This is a genomic window from Pseudomonas sp. PSB18 (genome assembly GCF_014596565.1).
Classification (GTDB): domain Bacteria; phylum Pseudomonadota; class Gammaproteobacteria; order Pseudomonadales; family Pseudomonadaceae; genus Aquipseudomonas.
This window is the reverse complement of sequence record NZ_NOIN01000006.1, coordinates 191,859-210,984: the sequence shown is the minus strand read 5'-3', so window position 1 is coordinate 210,984 and position 19,126 is coordinate 191,859. Positions and strand designations below refer to the sequence as shown.

Here is a 19,126-nt window from a genome sequence, read left to right as displayed (position 1 = left end):
GAGGGGACTGATCCCCTTGCTACCGGTGTCGTGCGGGCTGGCTGAAAAAACAATAACAACAGGATTCACTCCATGACCCATTTCAATCGCAGTGTTTGTCGCGCAAGCGTTCTCCCGATCCTCTCCGGAGGGTCGCGCCCATGAGCCCGGTCATCCTGATGATCACGGCCGGTGCCGGGATCGCGCTGTTGCTGTTCCTGGTGCTCAAGTACAAGTTTCAACCGTTCGTGGCGCTGATGCTGGTGAGCATCCTGGTGGCGCTGGTGGCCGGGGTCAAACCGGCCGACCTGGTGGCGACCATTGAAGGCGGCATGGGCAAGACCCTCGGCCATATCGCAATCATCATCGCCCTGGGCGCGATGATCGGGCGCATCATCGAATTGTCGGGCGGCGCCGAGGCCCTGGCGAAAACCCTGATCGAGCGCTTTGGCAACCGGCGTACACCGCTGGCCCTGACCATCGCCGGCTTCATCATCGGCGTGCCGGTGTTCTTCGAGGTGGGTGTCATCATCCTCATGCCGCTGGCCTATGGCGTGGCTCGCAGCGCCCGCAAGCCGTTGCTGGTGTTCGCCTTGCCGATGTGTGCGGCGTTGCTCACGGTGCATGCGTTCCTGCCACCGCATCCGGGGGCGGTGGCGGCGGCCAGCCAGTTGGGGGCCGACCTGGGCCGTGTGTTGATGTTCGGCCTGCCGTTGACCGCGTTCCTGTGTTTTGTCGGCTATAAAGTGGCGGGGCGCATGACGCGTCGCTTCTATCCGATGACCGACGACATCCGCGCCGAAGTCTACGGTCCCCATGTCACCAATGAAGACCTGGCCGCCTGGAGCAACGGTAACGGCAGGGATCCGGTGCAAGCCGCCGTCGCGGTGTCCCATATGGGGCTGGAAGAGTCCACCGGCTCGCTGGTCGCCAAGCTGCCACCGGCACCGCCACCGGGGTTCGGCCTGATTGTCGGGCTGATCCTGTTGCCCATCGTGCTGATCCTGCTGGGCACGCTGTCGACCACGCTGCTGCCGATGGAGTCTGCGATTCGCGGTGTCATGACGGTGCTGGGGGCGCCGCTGGTGGCCCTGCTGATCGACACCTTGCTCTGCGCCTGGCTGTTGGGCTCACGGCGGGGCTGGAGTCGCACCCAAGTGTCCGATGTGATCGGCTCGGCGTTGCCCGGTGTGGCGATGGTGATCCTGATCGCCGGTGCCGGCGGCGTCTTTGGCAAGGTGCTGGTGGATACCGGGATCGGTGCGGTGGTGTCCGAGATGTTGCGCACCACCGGGTTGCCGGTGCTGGCGCTGGGCTTTTTGCTGACCATGCTGTTGCGCGCCGTGCAAGGTTCGACCACGGTAGCGCTGGTGACCACCGCCGGTATCATCAGTCCGTTGATCGCTACGCTCGGCCTGACCCCCAATCACCTGGCGCTGCTGTGCCTGGCCATGGGCGGTGGCGGGCTGGCGATGTCCCACATCAACGACGCCGGTTACTGGATCTTCACTAAACTGGCAGGGCTCAACGTGGCGGACGGCCTGCGCACCTGGACCGTGATTACCACGCTGCTCGGTACACTCGGTTTCGGTATCACCTTGTTGATCTGGCCTTTCGTTTAAGGAATATCGTATGCCTCGTTTCGCAGCCAACCTCAGCATGCTCTATTCGCAACATGATTTCCTCGACCGTTTCGCGGCCGCGGCGGCCGATGGTTTCGATGCCGTGGAATACCTGTTCCCCTACGAGTACAGCCCCGAGGTGCTCAAGCAGCGGCTGGATGACTACGGCCTCGTCCAGGCGCTGTTCAACGCACCGCCCGGGGATTGGGCGGCGGGGGAGCGGGGGCTGGCAACGTTGCCCGGACGCGAGCAGGGATTTCGTCAAGGCTTCGAGCGCGCCCTGGAATACGCCGCTGTGCTCGGCAACTCGAACATTCATGTGATGGCGGGCTTGCTCCCGTCCGAAGCCGAGCGTGCCCGGCACCACGCCGTGTACCTGGAAAACCTCGCCTACGCCGCGACCCAGGCGGCGAAGGCCGGGATCACGGTATTGCTGGAACCGATCAACACCCGGGACATGCCGGGCTTTTTCCTCAACCGCCAGGATCAGGCCCATGCCATCTGCCGAGAGGTCGGGGCGGACAACCTCAAGGTCCAGTTCGATTGCTACCACTGCCAGATTGTCGAGGGCGACCTGGCGAGCAAACTCAGGCGCGACTTCAGTGGCATCGGGCATATCCAGATCGCCGGCGTGCCGGATCGGCATGAGCCGGACCGGGGGGAAGTTCATTATCCGTTCCTGTTCGAACTGCTGGACGAGTTGGGCTATGACGGCTGGGTCGGCTGCGAATACCGTCCCCGTGGTGATACCTCGGCCGGCCTGCAATGGCTGCGGGACTGGAAAGCGCGCTAAAACCTTGTGGGAGCGAGCCTGCTCGCGATGGCGGCGGATCAGTCAACATCGATGCCGGCTGACCCACCGCTATCGCGAGCAGGCTCGCTCCCACATTGGCCTAGGGTGAACAAAAATTCCGGGCTTGGCCCACCCCTCTGTGGGAGCGAGCCTGCTCGCGATAGCGATGGACCGGCTTGCGACGATCTTAGGCAGGCTGCCCATCCGGCAGCAGCAATTCGACGCCCTGCTTGCGAATGCCGTCGGCCGCCGCCGGTGCCAGGGCGTTGTCGCTGATGATGAAGTCGAACTGCTCCAGCCCGGCGATGCGGTACATGCTGAAGGTGCCGTACTTGGAACTGCTGGCCACCAGCACCACTTGCGAGGCCGACTGCATCGCCACCTGCTTGACTTCCACTTTCAAGGCCGACGGCGTGGTGATGCCCCGTTGCAGGTCCCACGAACTGGTGGACATGAAGGCAATGTCCGTCACCACCTGACGCAAGGTCGCCACCGCCAGCCCGCCGACGCAGGAGTGGTTGGAATGATCCAGCTGTCCGCCGGTATGAATCACCGTCACCTGCGGCGCTTCCATCAGCGCCTGGACCACGCCGAAATCGTTGGTCACCACCGTCATCCCCGACAACGCCTTGATATAGGGCACGATCTCCAGCGTGCTGGTGCCGGCATCCAGGTACACCGTCATGTCATCCTTCAACAGCCTGGCCGCCAGTTTGGCCATGGCCTGCTTCTGCGGCAGCTCCACCACAGCCTTGGACTGGTGGCTCGGCTCGCTGTGCAATTGGCTGGCGATACGCACCCCACCCGTCACCGAATAGGCCCGGCCTTCCTGCTCTAGCAGGGCGATGTCGCGACGCACGGTCATGTGCGAGCAATCGAACATCTCCATCAACTGATGGACGCTCAGCACCTGATGCTTGCGCAACTGACGCAGGATCTGTTCCCGGCGCTGCTCGGGAATCATCGGTGCGGGGCTGTCGTTGGCCATGTCCTTGGGGGTGGGCATCGGTGTGGACTCGGTGACTGATAGGGCAGGGGAGCGGACATAGTAACGAATCTGCGGGAGGCGGACGAGGAACAAAGCCGAGCAAGCTCCCGCGCCACGATTGTCTTTCCACAGGCATAAAAAAACCCGCATCTCGCGATACGGGTTTTTTCACAGCGCCGAGGCTCAGGCAATCAGCCTGTCAGGCCCGCCTGCTGGACCAGGGTCAGCAACGGCTGCGGGTACACACCGAGGAAGAACGCCAGGATGGCGATGGCCAGCAGCATCACGCCGCCTGCTTTCTGTTCCCAGTGCAACTCGGCGTCGTGGCGACGCAGGTTGGGTTCCATCAGGTACAGGGTGACCATGACGCGCAGGTAGTAGAACACGCCGATGGCACTGCCCAGCACCAGGGAGCCGACCAGCCACCATTGGTGAGCCTCGACGCCGGTGGCGACGATGTAGAACTTGCCGATGAAGCCGGCGGTCAGCGGGATGCCGGCCAGGGACAGCATCATCACGGTCAGCACGGCGGTCAGGTACGGACGGCGCCAGAACAGGCCGCGGTATTCGTACAGGGCGTCGGCGTCGCGGCCGTTGTACGGCGAGGACATCAGGGTGATCACGCCGAAGGCGCCGAGGCTGGTGATCACGTAGGTGACCAGGTACACGCCGATGGCTTCCACCGCCAGGCCCTTGCTGGCGATCAGCGCGATCAGCAGGTAACCGAAGTGGGCGATGGACGAGTAACCCAGCAGACGCTTGAGGTTGCTTTGGGTCAGTGCCAGCAGGTTACCGAACAGGATCGACACGATGGCGATGATGGTCAGCACGTTGCTCAGCACGCCGCTGCTGGCCACTGGCGAGATCTGGAACAGACGCACCATCACCGCGAACACCGCCACTTTCGAAGCGGTGGCCAGGAACGCCGCCACCGGAGCCGGGGCGCCCTCGTAGACGTCCGGGGTCCAGAGGTGGAACGGTACCAGCGACAGCTTGAACGCCAGGCCGATCAGCATCATGCCCAGGCCCAGTTGCGCGATCGGGCTAGGCAGGCCGGTGGCCGCCAGGGCCTGGCCGATGCCGACGAAGCTCAGGGTACCGGCTTCCGCGTAGAGCAGCGCCATGCCGAACAACAGGAACGCCGAACCGGCCGCCGACAGCACCATGTACTTGATGCCGGCTTCCAGGGAGCGCTTGTTGAAGAAGGCGTAGGCCACCAGGCCGTAGACCGGCACCGACAGCAGTTCCAGGCCGATGAACAGGCTGGCCAGGTGCTGCGCGCTGACCAGGACCAGGCCACCGGCGGCGGCCATCAGGATCAGCAGGTACAGTTCTTCGCGGTTGCCCGGGTAACCCGAACCGCCGTCGCCGAGGTAGGCGTGGGCGAGGGTGACGCAGGCCAGGGTGGCGACCAGGATCAACGCCATGTACAGGCAGGCGAAGCTGTCGATCTGCAGCAACGGCGTGACCGCCAGCGGCGCGACTTTCAGGGCCGGCAGGATCGACAGCAAGGCCAGGTTCAGCCCCGCCACCGACAGCAGGAAGGTCTGTGAGTGATTGCGCCGCCAGGCGATCGCCAGCATCACCACGATGATCGTGGCGCTGGTGATCAACAGCGGTGCAAGCGCGATAAAGTGTTGAATCGTGAATTCCATAGCGCTCTTACCGGGCCGAAGCGAGTTGAGAGAAGGCGGTGCCGAGCCACTGCTGCACGCCATGCATGGTGGCGGCAGACGTGTCGAGGAACGGCTGCGGGTAGACGCCGAGGTAGACCAGCAGCATCGCCAGGCCCAGCACCATGATCAGTTCGCGACCGTCCATGCCGCGCAGCACTTCGTCCGACTTCGACGGGCCGAAGTAGGCGCGGTGGATCATGATCAGCGAATAGACCGAACCGAACACCAGGCCGGAGGTGGCGATGGCGATGATCCACGGCGCGCTGACGAAGCTGCCGATGAGGATCAGGAACTCACCGACGAAGTTGCCGGTACCTGGCAGGCCCAGGGAGGCGGCCGCGAAGAACAGGCTGATGGCCGGCAGGTAGGCGATGCGCGACCACAGGCCACCCATCTCACGCATGTCCCGGGTGTGCAGGCGCTCGTACAACTGGCCGCTGAGGATAAACAGCGCCGCCGCCGACAGGCCGTGGGCGAGCATCTGGATCACCGCGCCTTGCAGGGCGAGTTGGCTGCCGGAGTAGATCCCGATCAGCACGAAGCCCATGTGCGAGACGCTGGAGAAGGCGATCAGGCGCTTGATGTCGGTCTGGGCGAACGCCAGGAACGCACCGTAGAAGATCCCGATCAGGCCCAGGGTCATCGCAATCGGCGCGAACTCGGCCGAGGCGTTGGGGAACAGCGGCAGAGCGAAACGCAGCAGGCCGTAGGCCGCTGTCTTCAGCAGGATACCGGCCAGGTCCACGGAACCGGCGGTCGGCGCCTGGGCGTGAGCATCCGGCAGCCAGGAGTGGAACGGCACCACCGGCAGCTTCACCGCGAAGGCGATGAAGAAGCCCAGCATCAGCACGTACTCGGTACCGCGCGACATCTGCACTTTCAACAGGTCGGCGTAGTTGAAGGTAATCACGCCGGTGTTGTTGAAGTTGACCAGCACCAGGCCCAGGATCGCCACCAACATGATCAGGCCGGAAGCCTGGGTGAAGATGAAGAACTTGGTCGCCGCGTAAATCCGGGTCTTCTTGCCGTCCGAAGAACTGTGACCCCAGAGCGCGATGAGGAAGTACATCGGCACCAGCATCATTTCCCAGAAGAAGAAGAACATGAACAGGTCCAGCGCCAGGAACACGCCGACGACACCGCCCAGGATCCACATCAGGTTCAGGTGGAAGAAGCCGACGTGACGCTGGATCTCTTTCCAGGAGCAGAGTACCGAGAGGATACCCAGCAGGCCGGTCAGCAGGATCATCAGCAGCGACAGGCCGTCGAGGGCCAGGTGCACGCTGATGCCGAAGCGCTCGATCCAGAGGTGCTTGAACTCCAGCGCCCAGGTCGGGTTGGCGCCAGGGGCCGGGGCGAATGAATAGTCGCCGGTCGCCCACAGCCAGAGGCCGAGCGCGAGTTCCAGGGACATGGTCAGCAGCGCAATCCAGCGCGGGAGCGTGGAGCTGGAGCGCTCCGCGATCCAGCACAGCAGGCCGCCGATGAAGGGGATCAGGATTAGCCAGGGCAGAATCATGACGGGCTCGTTTCCTTTCGCAAGTTCGCAAGGTTCATATCAGACCGCTACCAGCACGATGGCGCCGATAACCAGCACGGCGCCAGCCGCCATGGAAGCCGCATACCAACGCAGTTGACCGGTCTCGGTACGGCTCAGGGCAGTGTGGCCGCCCTTGGCCATGCGCGGGATCAGGCCAATGGTCTGGTCGAGCGGGTCTTTGCGCAGAATGTGGCTGATCGCAAGGTATGGCTTGACGAACAGTTTGTCGTAGATCCAGTCGAAGCCCCAGGCAGCGAACCACCAGGCCGAAAGGATACGGCCGAGGCCGCTGTTGGCGATGGCCGTGACGAAGCGACGCTTGCCCAGGAACAGCAGGGCGGACAGCAGGATACCCGCCAGGGCGATGGCACCGGAGGCGATTTCCAGGCTGTGCTTGGCTTCGCCGCCGGCATGGCCGACGCTCTCCGGCAGCACACCGTGCAGCGGCGGGGTGATCATGGCGCCGACGAACGTCGACAGCACGATCAACACCGACAGCGGCAGCCAATGGGCAATCCCGTGGCCGGCGTGGGCTTCGGTCTTGGCTTCACCATGGAACGCGATGAAGATCAGTCGGAAGGTGTACAGCGAGGTCATGAACGCACCCACCAGGCCAGCATAGAGCAGGCCCTGGTTACCGCTGGCGAACGCTTCCCAGAGGATCTCGTCCTTGGAGTAGAAACCGGCGGTCACCAGTGGCAGGGCCGCCAGGGCAGCGCCGCCGACGATGAAGCTGGCGTAGGCCAACGGCAGTTTCTTCCACAGGCCGCCCATCTTGAAGATGTTCTGCTCGTGGTGGCAGGCGACGATCACCGCACCGGAAGCAAGGAACAGCAGGGCCTTGAAGAAGGCGTGGGTCATCAGGTGGAAGATCGCGCCTTCCCAGGCACCGACGCCCAGGGCCAGGAACATGTAGCCGATCTGGCTCATGGTCGAGTAGGCGAGGATCCGCTTGATGTCGGTCTGTACCAGGGCGGCAAAGCCGGCCAGTACCAGGGTCACGCCGCCGACGATGCCGACCAGGTGCAGGATGTCCGGCGCCAGGACGAACAAGCCGTGGGTACGGGCGATCAGGTAGACGCCCGCGGTCACCATGGTGGCGGCGTGGATCAACGCCGATACCGGGGTAGGGCCGGCCATCGCGTCCGCCAACCAGGTCTGCAGCGGCAGTTGCGCGGATTTACCGACGGCGCCGCCCAGCAGCATCAGGGTCGCCAGGACGATCCAGAAGTCGCCGACCTTGAAGTGCTCGGGTGCCTTGACCAGCAGTTCCTGGATGTTCAGCGTGCCCAGTTGTTGGAACAGGATGAACAGGCCGATGGCCATGAACACGTCGCCGATGCGGGTGACGATGAACGCCTTGAGTGCCGCGTTGCCGTTGTTGCGGTTGCTGTAGTAGAAACCGATCAACAGGTACGAGCACAGGCCCACGCCTTCCCAGCCGAAGTACAGGAACAACAGGTTATCGCCGAGCACCAGGAACAGCATGCTGGCGATGAACAGGTTGGTGTAGGCGAAGAAGCGCGAGTAACCGGCTTCACCGCGCATGTACCAGGACGCGAACAGGTGGATCAGGAAACCCACGCCGACCACGACGCCCAGCATGGTGATCGACAGGCCGTCGATGTACAGGGCGAAGTTCGGCGTGAAGCCTTCCACCGCCATCCATTGCCACAGCACCAGGGTGTAGTGACCACCTGCGGGCGGGGCGACGTTGAACTGCCAGATCACGTACGCGGCAACGATCGCCGACAGGCCGATGGAGCCGACGCCAACCAGTGCCGAGAGGTTTTCCGACCAGCGTCCACGGGAGAACGCCAGCAGCAGGAAACCGATCAGGGGAAATACGAAAGTCAGAAAGATCATGTTCATCCGTGCATCTCACTGGCAGCGTCGATATCGAGCGTGTGGAAGCGGCGATACAGCTGCAACAGGATCGCCAGGCCGATACTGGCCTCGGCGGCTGCCAGGCTGATCACCAGGATGAACATGATCTGTCCATCGGGCTGCGCCCAGCGAGCGCCCGCGACGATGAAGGCCAGGGCGGCGGCATTCATCATGACCTCCAGGCTCATCAGCACGAACAGAATGTTGCGGCGGACCATCAGGCCGACCAGACCGAGACAGAACAGGATGCCGGCAACCGCCAGACCGTGTTCGAGAGGGATAGCAGGCATGTGATTACTCCTTCGCCTCGTTACGGCCCAAATGGAACGCCGTGACGGCTGCGGCAAGCAGCAGCATCGAGGCGAGTTCGACCACCAGCAGGTACGGACCGAACAGGCTGATGCCCACGGTCTTGGCGCCTACGGTGGTGTGACCGATGGCCTGGCCGCTCTGGTGAGCGAACAGCACATACAGCAGTTCACCCAGCAGCAGGGCGGCGAGAATCACCGGCCCCGCCCAGATGCCGGGCTTGAGCCAGTTGCGCTCCTGCTGGACCGAGGCCGGGCCGAGGTTCAGCATCATCACCACGAACACGAACAGCACCATGATGGCGCCGGCGTAGGCGATCACTTCCAGGGCCCCGGCAAACGGTGCACCGAGGGCGAAGAAGGTCATGGCCACGGCGATGAGCGAAATGATCAGGTAGAGCAGGGCATGTATGGGGTTGGTGTTGGTGACCACACGAAGCGTGGACACCACCGCGATACCCGATGCGAAATAGAAAGCGAATTCCATCTTTCTTCCTTAAGGCAGCAAGCTCTTCACGTTGATCGGTTCGGCTTCGTTCTGCGCGGCGCCTTTCGGCTTACCGGCAATGGCCATACCTGCAACACGATAGAAGTTGTAATCAGGGTTTTTACCGGGACCGGAAATCAGCAGATCTTCTTTCTCGTACACCAGGTCCTGACGTTTGAAATCCGCCATTTCGAAATCCGGTGTGAGCTGGATTGCGGTGGTCGGGCATGCTTCCTCGCAGAGGCCGCAGAAAATGCAGCGCGAGAAGTTGATGCGGAAGAAGTCCGGGTACCAGCGACCGTCTTCGGTTTCAGCTTTCTGCAGCGAGATGCAGCCTACCGGGCAGGCCACGGCGCACAGGTTGCACGCCACGCAGCGCTCTTCGCCGTCGGGGTCGCGGGTCAGGACGATGCGGCCGCGGTAACGCGGTGCCAGGTAGACCGGCTCTTCCGGGTATTGCAGGGTGTCGCGCTTGCGGAAGCCATGGCCGAAGATCATGACCAGGCTTCGCAGTTGGGTACCGGTACCCTTAACGATGTCGCCAATATATTTGAACATGGGTCAAATCCTCACTGAACCGCGGCCGCAGGCGTGTTCAACAACACGATCGCAGCGGTCACCAGCAAATTGATCAGGGTCAGTGGCAGGCAGAATTTCCAGCTGAAGTCCATCACCTGGTCGTAGCGCGGGCGCGGGATAGCGGCGCGCAGCAGGACGAACAGCATGATGAAGAACGCGGTCTTCAGGGCGAACCACACGAAGGACAGTTGCGGCAGGATGTCGAACGGACCGTGCCAGCCGCCGAAGAACAGCGTCACCAGCAATGCCGAGATCAGGACGATACCGATGTACTCGCCCACGAAGAACATGCCCCATTTCATGCCGGCGTATTCGATGTGGTAACCGTCGGCCAGTTCCTGCTCCGCTTCCGGCTGGTCGAACGGGTGACGGTGAGTCACGGCCACGCCAGCGATGAAGAAGGTACAGAAGCCGAAGAACTGCGGAATGATGAACCACAGGTTCTGGGCCTGGTACTCGACGATGTCGCGCATGTTGAACGAGCCGACCTGGACCACCACGCCCATCAGCGCCAGGCCCATGAACACTTCGTAGGACACGGTCTGGGCCGATGCCCGCAAGCTACCCAGCAGGGCGTACTTGTTGTTGCTCGACCAGCCGGCGAACAGCACCGCGTAAACCGACAGGCCGGCCATGGCGAAGAAGAACAGCAGGCCGATGTTCAGGTCCGCGACGCCCCAGGTCGGGGTGATCGGGATGATCGCGAAGGCAATCAGCAAGGCGCTCATGGCCACCACCGGCGCCAGGGTGAAAATCACCTTGTCGACAAAGGGTGGCGTCCAGTCTTCCTTGAAGAACATCTTGATCATGTCGGCGGCGATCTGGAACATGCCGAACGGGCCGACGCGGTTCGGACCGTAGCGGTCCTGCCACCAGCCCAGCAGACGACGCTCGACAAAGCTCAGCAATGCGCCTGTGACCACCACGGCCAGCAGGATCACGATGGCCTTGAGGACCGTCAGGATCACAGCGATCACATCAGGGGTGAACCAGCTCATTGCGCTGCCTCCTGCAGACCGTCGACGGTTTTACCGAACACCGCCGGTGGGATTCCCGCCAGGCCGGCCGGCAGGGCCACCAGGCCGGCGCCCAGTTCTTCATTGATGCGCAGCGGCAGACGCAGGGTCTGGCCGGCCACGTTCAGGCTCAGCAGGGCGCCGTCGTTGACCCCCAGGCGGTCGGCTTCGGACTTGGCCAGCGCCACGTAGGCGGCCGGAATGCGTTCCTGCACCGGCGCGGCCTTGGAAGAGTTCTCTTCGCTGCCGAACAGGTGATGGAACGGCACGACCTGCCAGGTGCCCGGTGCCGGGTTGAAGGCGCGCGGTACGCTGGCGAACCAGCTCAGGCCATCGCCCTGGCTTTCGATCAGGCGGGTGCCCGGGTCACCGGCACGCAGGTGACCACCGACTTCGTCCTGGAACTTGTTCCAGGCCTGCGGCGAGTTCCAGCCCGGCGACCAGGCGAACGGCACTTGCGAGCGCGGTTCGGCGGAGCCCGAGTAACCTTCCATGGAGAAGGCGAACGCGGTGTCCGTGTCCTGCGGGGTGCGTGGTTCGTGAACGTTGATGTTCGCGCGCATGGCCGTGCGGCCGGAGTAACGCAGCGGTTCACGGGCCAGTTTCAGACCCTTGATGCGGAACGAGGCGGACGGCGCGGCGTCGACGATGCGGGCCAGTTGCGCGGTGCTGGAGGCACAGGCAGCGGTGACGTGGTCGAGTTGCGTCCAGTCGATCGGCTGGTTCAGCAGGGTGGCGCGCAGGGCGTGCAGCCAGCGCCAGCCTTCGTGGACCAGGATGCTGGCGTCCAGGTATTGCGGGTCGAAGACCTGGAAGAAGCGCTGGGCGCGGCCTTCCTGGCTGACCAGCGTACCGTCGCCTTCGGCGAAGCTCGCCGCCGGCAGCACCAGGTGGGCGCGGTCGGTGGTGGCGGTCTTCTGGTGGTCGGCGACGATCAGCACTTTCGCAGCGTTCAGGGCGGCGTCCACACGGGCTTTGTCGGTGCGGGTGTACAGGTCGTTTTCCAGCACCACGATGGCGTCGGCGCTGCCGTCGATGACCTTTTGCAGGGCGGCATCCACCGATTCGCCACCGAGCATGGCGAGGCCGAGGCTGTTGGCTTCCGGCACGACCAGGCTGATGGAACCGTTCTTCTCGCGCAGCTTCAGGGCCTTGGCGATGTTGGCGGCGGCCTCGATCAGGGCCTTGGAGCCCAGGGACGTACCGGCGATCACCAGCGGCCGCTTGGCCGCCAGCAGGGCGTCGGCGATGCGCTGGACCAGGGCGGTCGCTTCGCTGTCCAGGCCTTCGACGGCCGGGGCGCTGGCGTCCAGGGCGTGAGCCACGGCAAAGCCGATGCGCGCCAGGTCGTCAGGCGCGGCGTGAACGCATTCCTCGGCGACGTCGTCGAGCTTGGTTTCAGCCAGACTGGCGATGAATAGCGGGTTCAGCTCATGCTGGCCGATGTTCTTCACGGCAGCGTCGAGCCACGGCTGGACGCGCATGGCGTCGGCCATGTCTTCGGCCTTGCCCTTGACCGACTGGCGCAGGGCCAGGGCCATGCGGGCGGCGGTCTGGGTGAGGTCTTCGCCGAGGACGAACACGGCGTCGTGGTCTTCGATGTCACGCATCGTCGGCACGGGCAGCGGGCTGTCCTTGAGCACTTGCAGCACCAGGCGGATGCGCTCCAGCTCACCGGCTTCGATACCGCTGTAGAAGTGCTCGGCACCGACCAGTTCGCGCAGTGCGTAGTTGCTTTCCAGGCTGGCCCGTGGCGAACCGATGCCGACGATGTTGCGGCCGCGCAGCAGTTCGGCGGCCTTGTCCAGGGCTGCGTCCAGGCTCAGCTTGGTACCGTCGGCCAGCAACGGCTGGCGTGGACGGTCCGTGCGGTTGACGTAGCCGTAGCCGAAGCGGCCACGGTCGCACAGGAAATACTGGTTCACCGAACCGTTGTAGCGGTTCTCGATGCGACGCAGTTCGCCGTAGCGCTCGCCCGGGCTGATGTTGCAACCGCTGGAGCAGCCGTGGCAGATGCTTGGCGAGAACTGCATGTCCCACTTGCGGTTGTAGCGCTCGGAGTGGGTCTTGTCGGTGAACACACCGGTCGGGCAGACCTCGGTGAGGTTGCCGGAGAATTCGCTTTCCAGGGTGCCGTCTTCAACGCGACCGAAGTACACGTTGTCGTGGGCACCGAACACGCCCAGGTCGGTGCCGCCGGCGTAGTCCTTGTAGTAGCGCACGCAGCGGTAGCAGGCGATGCAGCGGTTCATCTCGTGGGAGATGAACGGGCCCAGTTGCTGGTTCTGGTGGGTGCGTTTCTTGAAGCGATAACGGCGCTCGTTGTGGCCGGTCATCACGGTCATGTCTTGCAGGTGGCAGTGACCGCCTTCCTCGCAGACCGGGCAGTCGTGCGGGTGGTTGGTCATCAGCCATTCGACGACACTGGCGCGGAACGCCTTGGATTCTTCATCGTCGATGGAGATCCAGGTGTTGTCGGTGGCCGGGGTCATGCAGGACATGACGATCCGGCCGCGGGTGTCGTTCTCGTCGGTGTACTGCTTGACCGCACACTGCCGACAGGCCCCGACGCTACCAAGCGCGGGATGCCAGCAGAAATAAGGGATGTCGAGGCCTAGCGACAGACATGCCTGTAACAGGTTGTCTGCCCCGTCGACTTCGAGCGCTTTGCCGTCTACGTGGATAGTGGCCATGGTTCAAAGTTCTTCGTTGGCCCGGTGTCAGCGGGCGTGGCTAATGGAATCTTGTCGTTCGTCCGAATCCAAACAGCCTGCAAAGGCGTCATCGGACGAAAGGCGAAGGGCACGGACCCTTCGCCTTCTTAAGCGTGTTACGCGCCGACCATGGTCGGCGTGACCACCTGATTGAGATCGCCTGCGCGGGTAGGCGCGATGCCGGCCTCGAATTCAGAGCGGAAGTATTTGATCGCGCTGCCCAACGGCTCCACGGCACCCGGTGCGTGAGCACAGAAGGTCTTGCCTGGGCCGAGGAAACCCACCAGACCCAGCAGGGTCTCGATGTCGCCGGGCTGGCCTTCGCCGTTCTCGATGGCCATCAGCAGCTTGACGCTCCAGGGCAGGCCATCGCGGCAAGGGGTGCAGAAGCCGCAGGACTCACGGGAGAAAAACTGCTCCATGTTGCGCAGCAGCGAAACCATGTTGACGCTGTCGTCCACCGCCATGGCCAGGCCGGTACCCATCCGGGTGCCCACCTTGGCGATGCCGCCGGCATACATCTGTGCGTCCAGGTGCTCCGGCAACAGGAAACCGGTACCGGCACCGCCGGGCTGCCAGCACTTGAGCTTGTAGCCGTCGCGCATGCCGCCGGCGTAGTCCTCGAACAGCTCGCGGCCGGTGACGCCGAAAGGCAGTTCCCACAGGCCGGGGTTCTTGACCTTGCCGGAGAAACCCATGAGCTTGGTGCCCATGTCTTCGCTGCCGTCGCGGGCCAGGGATTTGTACCATTCCACGCCGTCGGCGATGATCGCCGGCACGTTGCACAGGGTCTCGACGTTGTTCACGCAGGTCGGCTTGCCCCACACGCCCACGGCGGCCGGGAAGGGCGGCTTGGAGCGCGGGTTGGCGCGGCGGCCTTCCAGGGAGTTGATCAGTGCGGTTTCTTCACCGCAGATGTAGCGCCCGGCGCCGGTGTGGACGAACAGCTCGAAATCGAAGCCGCTGCCCAGGATGTTCTTGCCCAGCAGGCCTGCGGCCTTGGCTTCTTCCACGGCACGGTTCAGGTGCCTGGCGGCGGTGGTGTATTCGCCGCGCAGGAAGATGTAGCCACGGTAGGTTTTCAGCGCACGGGCGCTGATCAGCATGCCTTCGATCAGCAGATGGGGCAGTTGCTCCATCAGCATGCGGTCCTTCCAGGTGTTGGGTTCCATTTCGTCCGCGTTGCAGAGCAGGTAGCGGATGTCGATGGATTCGTCCTTGGGCATCAGGCCCCACTTCACGCCGGTGGGGAAGCCCGCACCGCCGCGACCCTTGAGGCCGGAGTCCTTCACGGTCTGGACGATGTCGTCCTGGGCCATGTCGGCGAACGCCTTGCGCGCGGCGGCATAGCCGTTCTTGGCCTGGTACTCGTCCAGCCACACGGCTTCGCCGTCGTCACGCAGGCGCCAGGTCAGGGGATGGGTTTCGGCCGAGCGCTTGATGCGGTTGGCGGGCCCGAAGGAAGTCAGGGTCATACGTAGCCCTCCAGCAATTTGGCGACGCCAGCGGGTGCAACGTCACCGAAGGTGTCGTCGTCGATCATCAGCGCCGGGGCCTTGTCGCAGTTGCCCAGGCAGCACACCGGCAGCAGCGTGAAGCGGCCGTCGGCGGTGGTCTGGCCGAGGCCGATGCCCAGCTTGCTCTGGATTTCGCTGACCACGGATTCGTGGCCACCGATGTAGCAGACCATGCTGTCGCAGACGCGAATGATGTGGCGGCCTACGGGCTGGCGGAAGATCTGGCTGTAGAAGGTGGCGACGCCTTCGACGTCGCTCGCCGGGATGCCGAGGATCTCGCCGATGGCGTAGAGCGCGCCGTCAGGCACCCAGCCACGTTCCTTCTGGACGATCTTCAGGGCTTCGATCGACGCCGCGCGCGGGTCTTCGTAGTGATGCAGCTCGTGCTCGATGGCCGAGCGCTCGGTTTCGCTCAGGGCGAAACGGTCTGTCTGGATAAGCGTGCTGTTCATGCTTAGCGGTCCACGTCGGCCATAACGAAATCGATACTACCCAGGTACGCGATCAAGTCCGCGACCATGCTGCCTTTGATCACCGAAGGGATCTGCTGCAGGTGCGGGTAGCTTGGGGTGCGGATCCGGGTGCGGTAGCTCATGGTGCCGCCGTCGCTCGTCAGGTAGTAACTGTTGATGCCCTTGGTCGCTTCGATCATCTGGAAGGACTCGTTGGCCGGCATGACCGGGCCCCACGAAACCTGCAGGAAGTGCGTGATCAGGGTCTCGATGTGCTGCAGCGTGCGTTCCTTGGGCGGCGGCGTGGTCAGCGGGTGATCCGCCTTGTACGGGCCTTCCGGCATGTTGCGCATGCATTGCTCGATGATCTTGACGCTCTGGCGCATCTCCTCGACGCGAACCATGCAGCGGTCATAGGCATCGCCGTTGACCGCCAGCGGTACTTCGAATTCGAAGTTCTCGTAGCCGGAGTAGGGGCGTGCCTTGCGCAGGTCGAAGTCGCAACCGGTGGAACGCAGGCCGGCACCGGTGACGCCCCATTCCAGGGCTTCCTTGGTGTTGTAGGCGGCGACGCCGATGGTGCGACCCTTGAGGATGCTGTTCTGCAAGGCGGCCTTGGTGTATTCGTCCAGGCGCTTGGGCATCCACTCGACGAAGTCCTTGACCAGCTTTTCCCAACCACGTGGCAGATCGTGGGCAACGCCACCGATGCGGTACCAGGCCGGGTGCAGGCGGAAACCGGTAATGGCTTCGATCACCGTGTACGCCTTCTGGCGGTCGGTGAAGGTGAAGAACACCGGCGTCATGGCGCCCACGTCCTGGATGTAGGTGCCCAGGAACAGCAGGTGGCTGGTGATACGGAAGAACTCGGCCATCATGATGCGGATGACGTCGACCCGGTCCGGCACCTTGATCCCGGCCAGCTTCTCGACCGAAAGCACGTACGGCAGGTTGTTCATCACCCCGCCGAGGTAGTCGATGCGGTCGGTGTACGGAATGTAGCTGTGCCAGGACTGGCGCTCGGCCATTTTCTCGGCACCACGGTGGTGGTAGCCGATGTCCGGGACACAGTCGACGATCTCTTCGCCGTCCAGTTGCAGGATGATGCGGAACGCACCGTGGGCCGAAGGGTGGTTCGGGCCCAGGTTGAGGAACATGTAGTCCTCGTTGGCGCCCGAACGCTTCATGCCCCAGTCTTCAGGCTTGAAGCGTGCGGCCTCTTCCTCGAGCTGTTGCTTGGCCAGGGACAGGCTGAACGGGTCGAACTCGGTGGCACGGGCCGGGAAGTCCTTGCGCAGCGGGTGACCTTCCCAGGTCGGCGGCATCATGATGCGCGTCAGGTGCGGATGGCCGGGGAAATCGATCCCGTACATGTCCCACACTTCACGTTCGTACCAGTTGGCGTTCGGCCAGATGCCGGTCACGGTCGGCACGCTGAGGTCGCTCTCGGACAAGGCGACCTTGATCATTACGTCACTATTACGCTCGATCGACATCAGGTGATAGAACACGGTGAAGTCGACGCCGTCGGGCAGGCCCTGGCGCTTGGTGCGCAGGCGCTCGTCCACGCCGTGCAGGTCATAGAGCATGACGTACGGCTTGGGCAGGTTGCGCAGGAAGGTCAGGACCTCGACGAGTCTGGCGCGGGCAACCCAAAGCACCGGCATGCCGGTGCGGGTCGGCTGGGCGGTGAACGCCTCGGGGCCAAAACGGTTGTTCAGTTCGACGACCACATCCTGGTCGTCTGCCTTGTAGGGCGGGATGTACAGAGCACTGCCTGTAGTCATGGTTATTTATCGCTTTCGGTCAACGTAAAGAATGAAGCCAGGTTCGTGTTTCTTGTTCAGGAACAGAGCTGGATCAGACTTCGTCGGGGCTGCGCAGGTTGGTGACTGCGATACGCTGTTCGCGGCGCTGTTCCTTTTGCGACGGCATCTCGGCGCGATACACGCCTTGATCGCCAACGACCCAGGACAGTGGGCGACGCTCCTGGCCAATCGATTCCTGCAACAGCATCAGGCCTTGCAGGAAAGCTTCGGGGCGGGGCGGGCAGCCAGGCACGTAGACGTCCACGGGCAGGAACTTGTCCACCCCTTGAACGACGGAATAGATGTCGTACATGCCACCGGAGTTGGCGCACGAACCCATGGAGATGACCCACTTCGGTTCGAGCATTTGCTCATAGAGACGCTGGATGATCGGCGCCATCTTGATGAAGCAGGTACCGGCGATAACCATGAAATCCGCCTGACGCGGCGATGCCCGGATCACCTCGGCGCCAAAGCGCGCGATGTCATGGGGCGCCGTGAAGGCGGTGGTCATTTCCACGTAGCAGCACGAAAGGCCGAAGTTGTACGGCCACAGGGAGTTCTTGCGACCCCAGTTGACCGTGCTGTTCAGCACGTCTTCGAGCTTGCCCATGAAGATGTTTTTGTGGACTTGATCTTCTAACGGATCGGAGACGGTTTCCCGTTCGCCAATCGGATACTGCTCGTTAGGAGCATCGGGGTCGATCCTGGTGAGATTGTATTGCATTGCCAAAGCCTCATTGTTTCAGCTTCGCTTGCCGCTTGCGCCGAGCTTCCGGAGCCCAATCAAGTGCCCCCACCCGGAATAGGTAGACAAGACCTGCCAACAGAATTGCTATGAAAACGAGAGCTTCGACAAATCCGGTCCAGCCGCTTTCGCGGACGGACACAGACCAGGCAAAGAGAAAGAGGGCTTCGATATCGAAGATCACGAAGAGCATCGCGACCAGATAGAATTTGGCTGAGAGCCGCAAGCGGGCGCCACCGGTAGGCAGCATGCCGGACTCGAACGGTTCATTTTTGCTGCGGCCCCAGGCTTTTGACCCGAGCAGGCTCGACAGCCCGAGCATGAAGGCACACAGGCCGACGACACCCAGAAGGAAAATGGCAAAGCCCCAGTTGTGGGCCATGAGTCCTGTCGCTTCGGGCATGCTGGAAATCCTTAACAGAGGGCAATGGCCTCTGAGCTTGAAAGAAATAACGCAGTGACGATATGTCGCAGCAATCAATCGCGGTGATTTTATGGCTAAACACCGGGCAAGTAAAATTCCTATAGCGAAATTATTTATTGGAATAAGGACATAGCGCACCTCCAAGGCTGCGCAGCCCAGGCCCAACGGGCATTGGCCGTTAATTCGATCCATTTATTCCGTGCGCGCTGTAATAATGATAATGCCTTCCAAATGATAATTATTATTGTTTGTCGAGGCTTTTCATGAATTACCTATGCAGTAGCTGAGAACTTTTCTTACAGGGGCGCTACTGCAATTGTCAGCGCCGGCCGTTTTACTCTTTTTCAGACTGCCCGTTACTGCGTTCGATCAATTTTTCTGTCGGGGCCGCTCCCCTGGAAGCCAGGCTTGTTCGCGCTGTCAGCAACGCGGTCCCGGGGCATTGGAGCGTCAAGCTAAACCTCTTTTCAGAAAAAATCGGCACGAGGCCCGGCCTAGAGCCTTGAAGGATTGATGGCAAATAGCTATCTTTGCTATTCACTCATCTAATCATCTATATCAATGTTTGGTTAGACAATCGCTCCCTTC

The 19,126-nt window shown here is 62.7% G+C and carries 16 protein-coding genes; 2 read left to right on the top strand and 14 right to left on the bottom strand.

All coding sequences use genetic code 11. The features are described from left to right. Positions 1-140 precede the first annotated feature (140 nt). Both CGA22_RS16180 and otnI read left to right on the top strand, forming a co-directional pair. Complete coding sequence (locus CGA22_RS16180) at positions 141-1,601, top strand: SLC13 family permease (RefSeq protein ID WP_041024332.1); 1,461 nt, start codon at positions 141-143, stop codon at positions 1,599-1,601. Positions 1,602-1,611: 10 nt separating this feature from the next. Beyond that, positions 1,612-2,394, top strand: coding sequence for a 2-oxo-tetronate isomerase (gene otnI / locus CGA22_RS16175; RefSeq protein WP_041024331.1), 783 nt, complete (start codon positions 1,612-1,614; stop codon positions 2,392-2,394). Between the two features lie 187 nt (positions 2,395-2,581). Here otnI and CGA22_RS16170 read toward each other — a convergent pair whose 3' ends face one another. The 14 genes from CGA22_RS16170 to CGA22_RS16105 form a co-directional block, all read right to left on the bottom strand. Then, positions 2,582-3,400 (bottom strand): DeoR/GlpR family DNA-binding transcription regulator, encoded by an 819-nt coding sequence (locus CGA22_RS16170; RefSeq protein ID WP_041024330.1) that lies wholly within the window; start codon positions 3,398-3,400, stop codon positions 2,582-2,584. 173 nt (positions 3,401-3,573) lie between these two features. Next, complete coding sequence (gene nuoN, locus CGA22_RS16165; protein ID WP_024779325.1) at positions 3,574-5,037, bottom strand: NADH-quinone oxidoreductase subunit NuoN; 1,464 nt, start codon at positions 5,035-5,037, stop codon at positions 3,574-3,576. A gap of 7 nt (positions 5,038-5,044) precedes the next feature. Then, on the bottom strand, positions 5,045-6,577 hold the full coding sequence (gene nuoM, locus CGA22_RS16160; protein WP_041024329.1) for an NADH-quinone oxidoreductase subunit M: 1,533 nt from the start codon (positions 6,575-6,577) through the stop codon (positions 5,045-5,047). Between the two features lie 39 nt (positions 6,578-6,616). Then, positions 6,617-8,470, bottom strand: coding sequence for an NADH-quinone oxidoreductase subunit L (nuoL, locus tag CGA22_RS16155; protein WP_041024328.1), 1,854 nt, complete (start codon positions 8,468-8,470; stop codon positions 6,617-6,619). Beyond that, positions 8,467-8,775: an NADH-quinone oxidoreductase subunit NuoK gene (gene nuoK, locus CGA22_RS16150; RefSeq protein WP_024779322.1), complete on the bottom strand. Its 309-nt coding sequence runs from the start codon at positions 8,773-8,775 to the stop codon at positions 8,467-8,469. The genes nuoL and nuoK overlap by 4 nt, the downstream gene beginning before the upstream one ends. A 4-nt stretch (positions 8,776-8,779) precedes the next feature. Next, positions 8,780-9,280 (bottom strand): NADH-quinone oxidoreductase subunit J, encoded by a 501-nt coding sequence (nuoJ, locus tag CGA22_RS16145; RefSeq protein WP_024779321.1) that lies wholly within the window; start codon positions 9,278-9,280, stop codon positions 8,780-8,782. Between the two features lie 9 nt (positions 9,281-9,289). Beyond that, positions 9,290-9,838, bottom strand: a complete 549-nt coding sequence (gene nuoI, locus CGA22_RS16140) for an NADH-quinone oxidoreductase subunit NuoI (RefSeq protein WP_024779320.1) — start codon at positions 9,836-9,838, stop codon at positions 9,290-9,292. 11 nt (positions 9,839-9,849) lie between these two features. Next, complete coding sequence (gene nuoH / locus CGA22_RS16135; RefSeq protein WP_041024327.1) at positions 9,850-10,857, bottom strand: NADH-quinone oxidoreductase subunit NuoH; 1,008 nt, start codon at positions 10,855-10,857, stop codon at positions 9,850-9,852. Next, a complete protein-coding gene (nuoG, locus tag CGA22_RS16130) occupies positions 10,854-13,568 on the bottom strand; it encodes an NADH-quinone oxidoreductase subunit NuoG (RefSeq protein ID WP_188258647.1) in 2,715 nt (904 codons plus the stop codon). The genes nuoH and nuoG overlap by 4 nt, the downstream gene beginning before the upstream one ends. Positions 13,569-13,705: 137 nt before the next feature. Beyond that, positions 13,706-15,064, bottom strand: a complete 1,359-nt coding sequence (gene nuoF / locus CGA22_RS16125; protein ID WP_041021075.1) for an NADH-quinone oxidoreductase subunit NuoF — start codon at positions 15,062-15,064, stop codon at positions 13,706-13,708. After that, positions 15,061-15,558 carry an NADH-quinone oxidoreductase subunit NuoE gene (nuoE, locus tag CGA22_RS16120; RefSeq protein WP_024779316.1) on the bottom strand — a complete coding sequence of 166 codons (498 nt, stop codon included), beginning with the start codon at positions 15,556-15,558 and terminating at the stop codon, positions 15,061-15,063. The genes nuoF and nuoE overlap by 4 nt, the downstream gene beginning before the upstream one ends. A gap of 2 nt (positions 15,559-15,560) precedes the next feature. Then, the gene (nuoC, locus tag CGA22_RS16115) at positions 15,561-17,345 is read right to left on the bottom strand and encodes an NADH-quinone oxidoreductase subunit C/D (protein ID WP_041021074.1); all 1,785 of its coding nucleotides are present in this window, start codon (positions 17,343-17,345) and stop codon (positions 15,561-15,563) included. A gap of 73 nt (positions 17,346-17,418) precedes the next feature. Continuing rightward, a complete protein-coding gene (locus CGA22_RS16110) occupies positions 17,419-18,093 on the bottom strand; it encodes a NuoB/complex I 20 kDa subunit family protein (protein WP_024779314.1) in 675 nt (224 codons plus the stop codon). A gap of 10 nt (positions 18,094-18,103) precedes the next feature. Beyond that, complete coding sequence (locus tag CGA22_RS16105; RefSeq protein WP_024779313.1) at positions 18,104-18,517, bottom strand: NADH-quinone oxidoreductase subunit A; 414 nt, start codon at positions 18,515-18,517, stop codon at positions 18,104-18,106. Positions 18,518-19,126 lie beyond the last annotated feature (609 nt).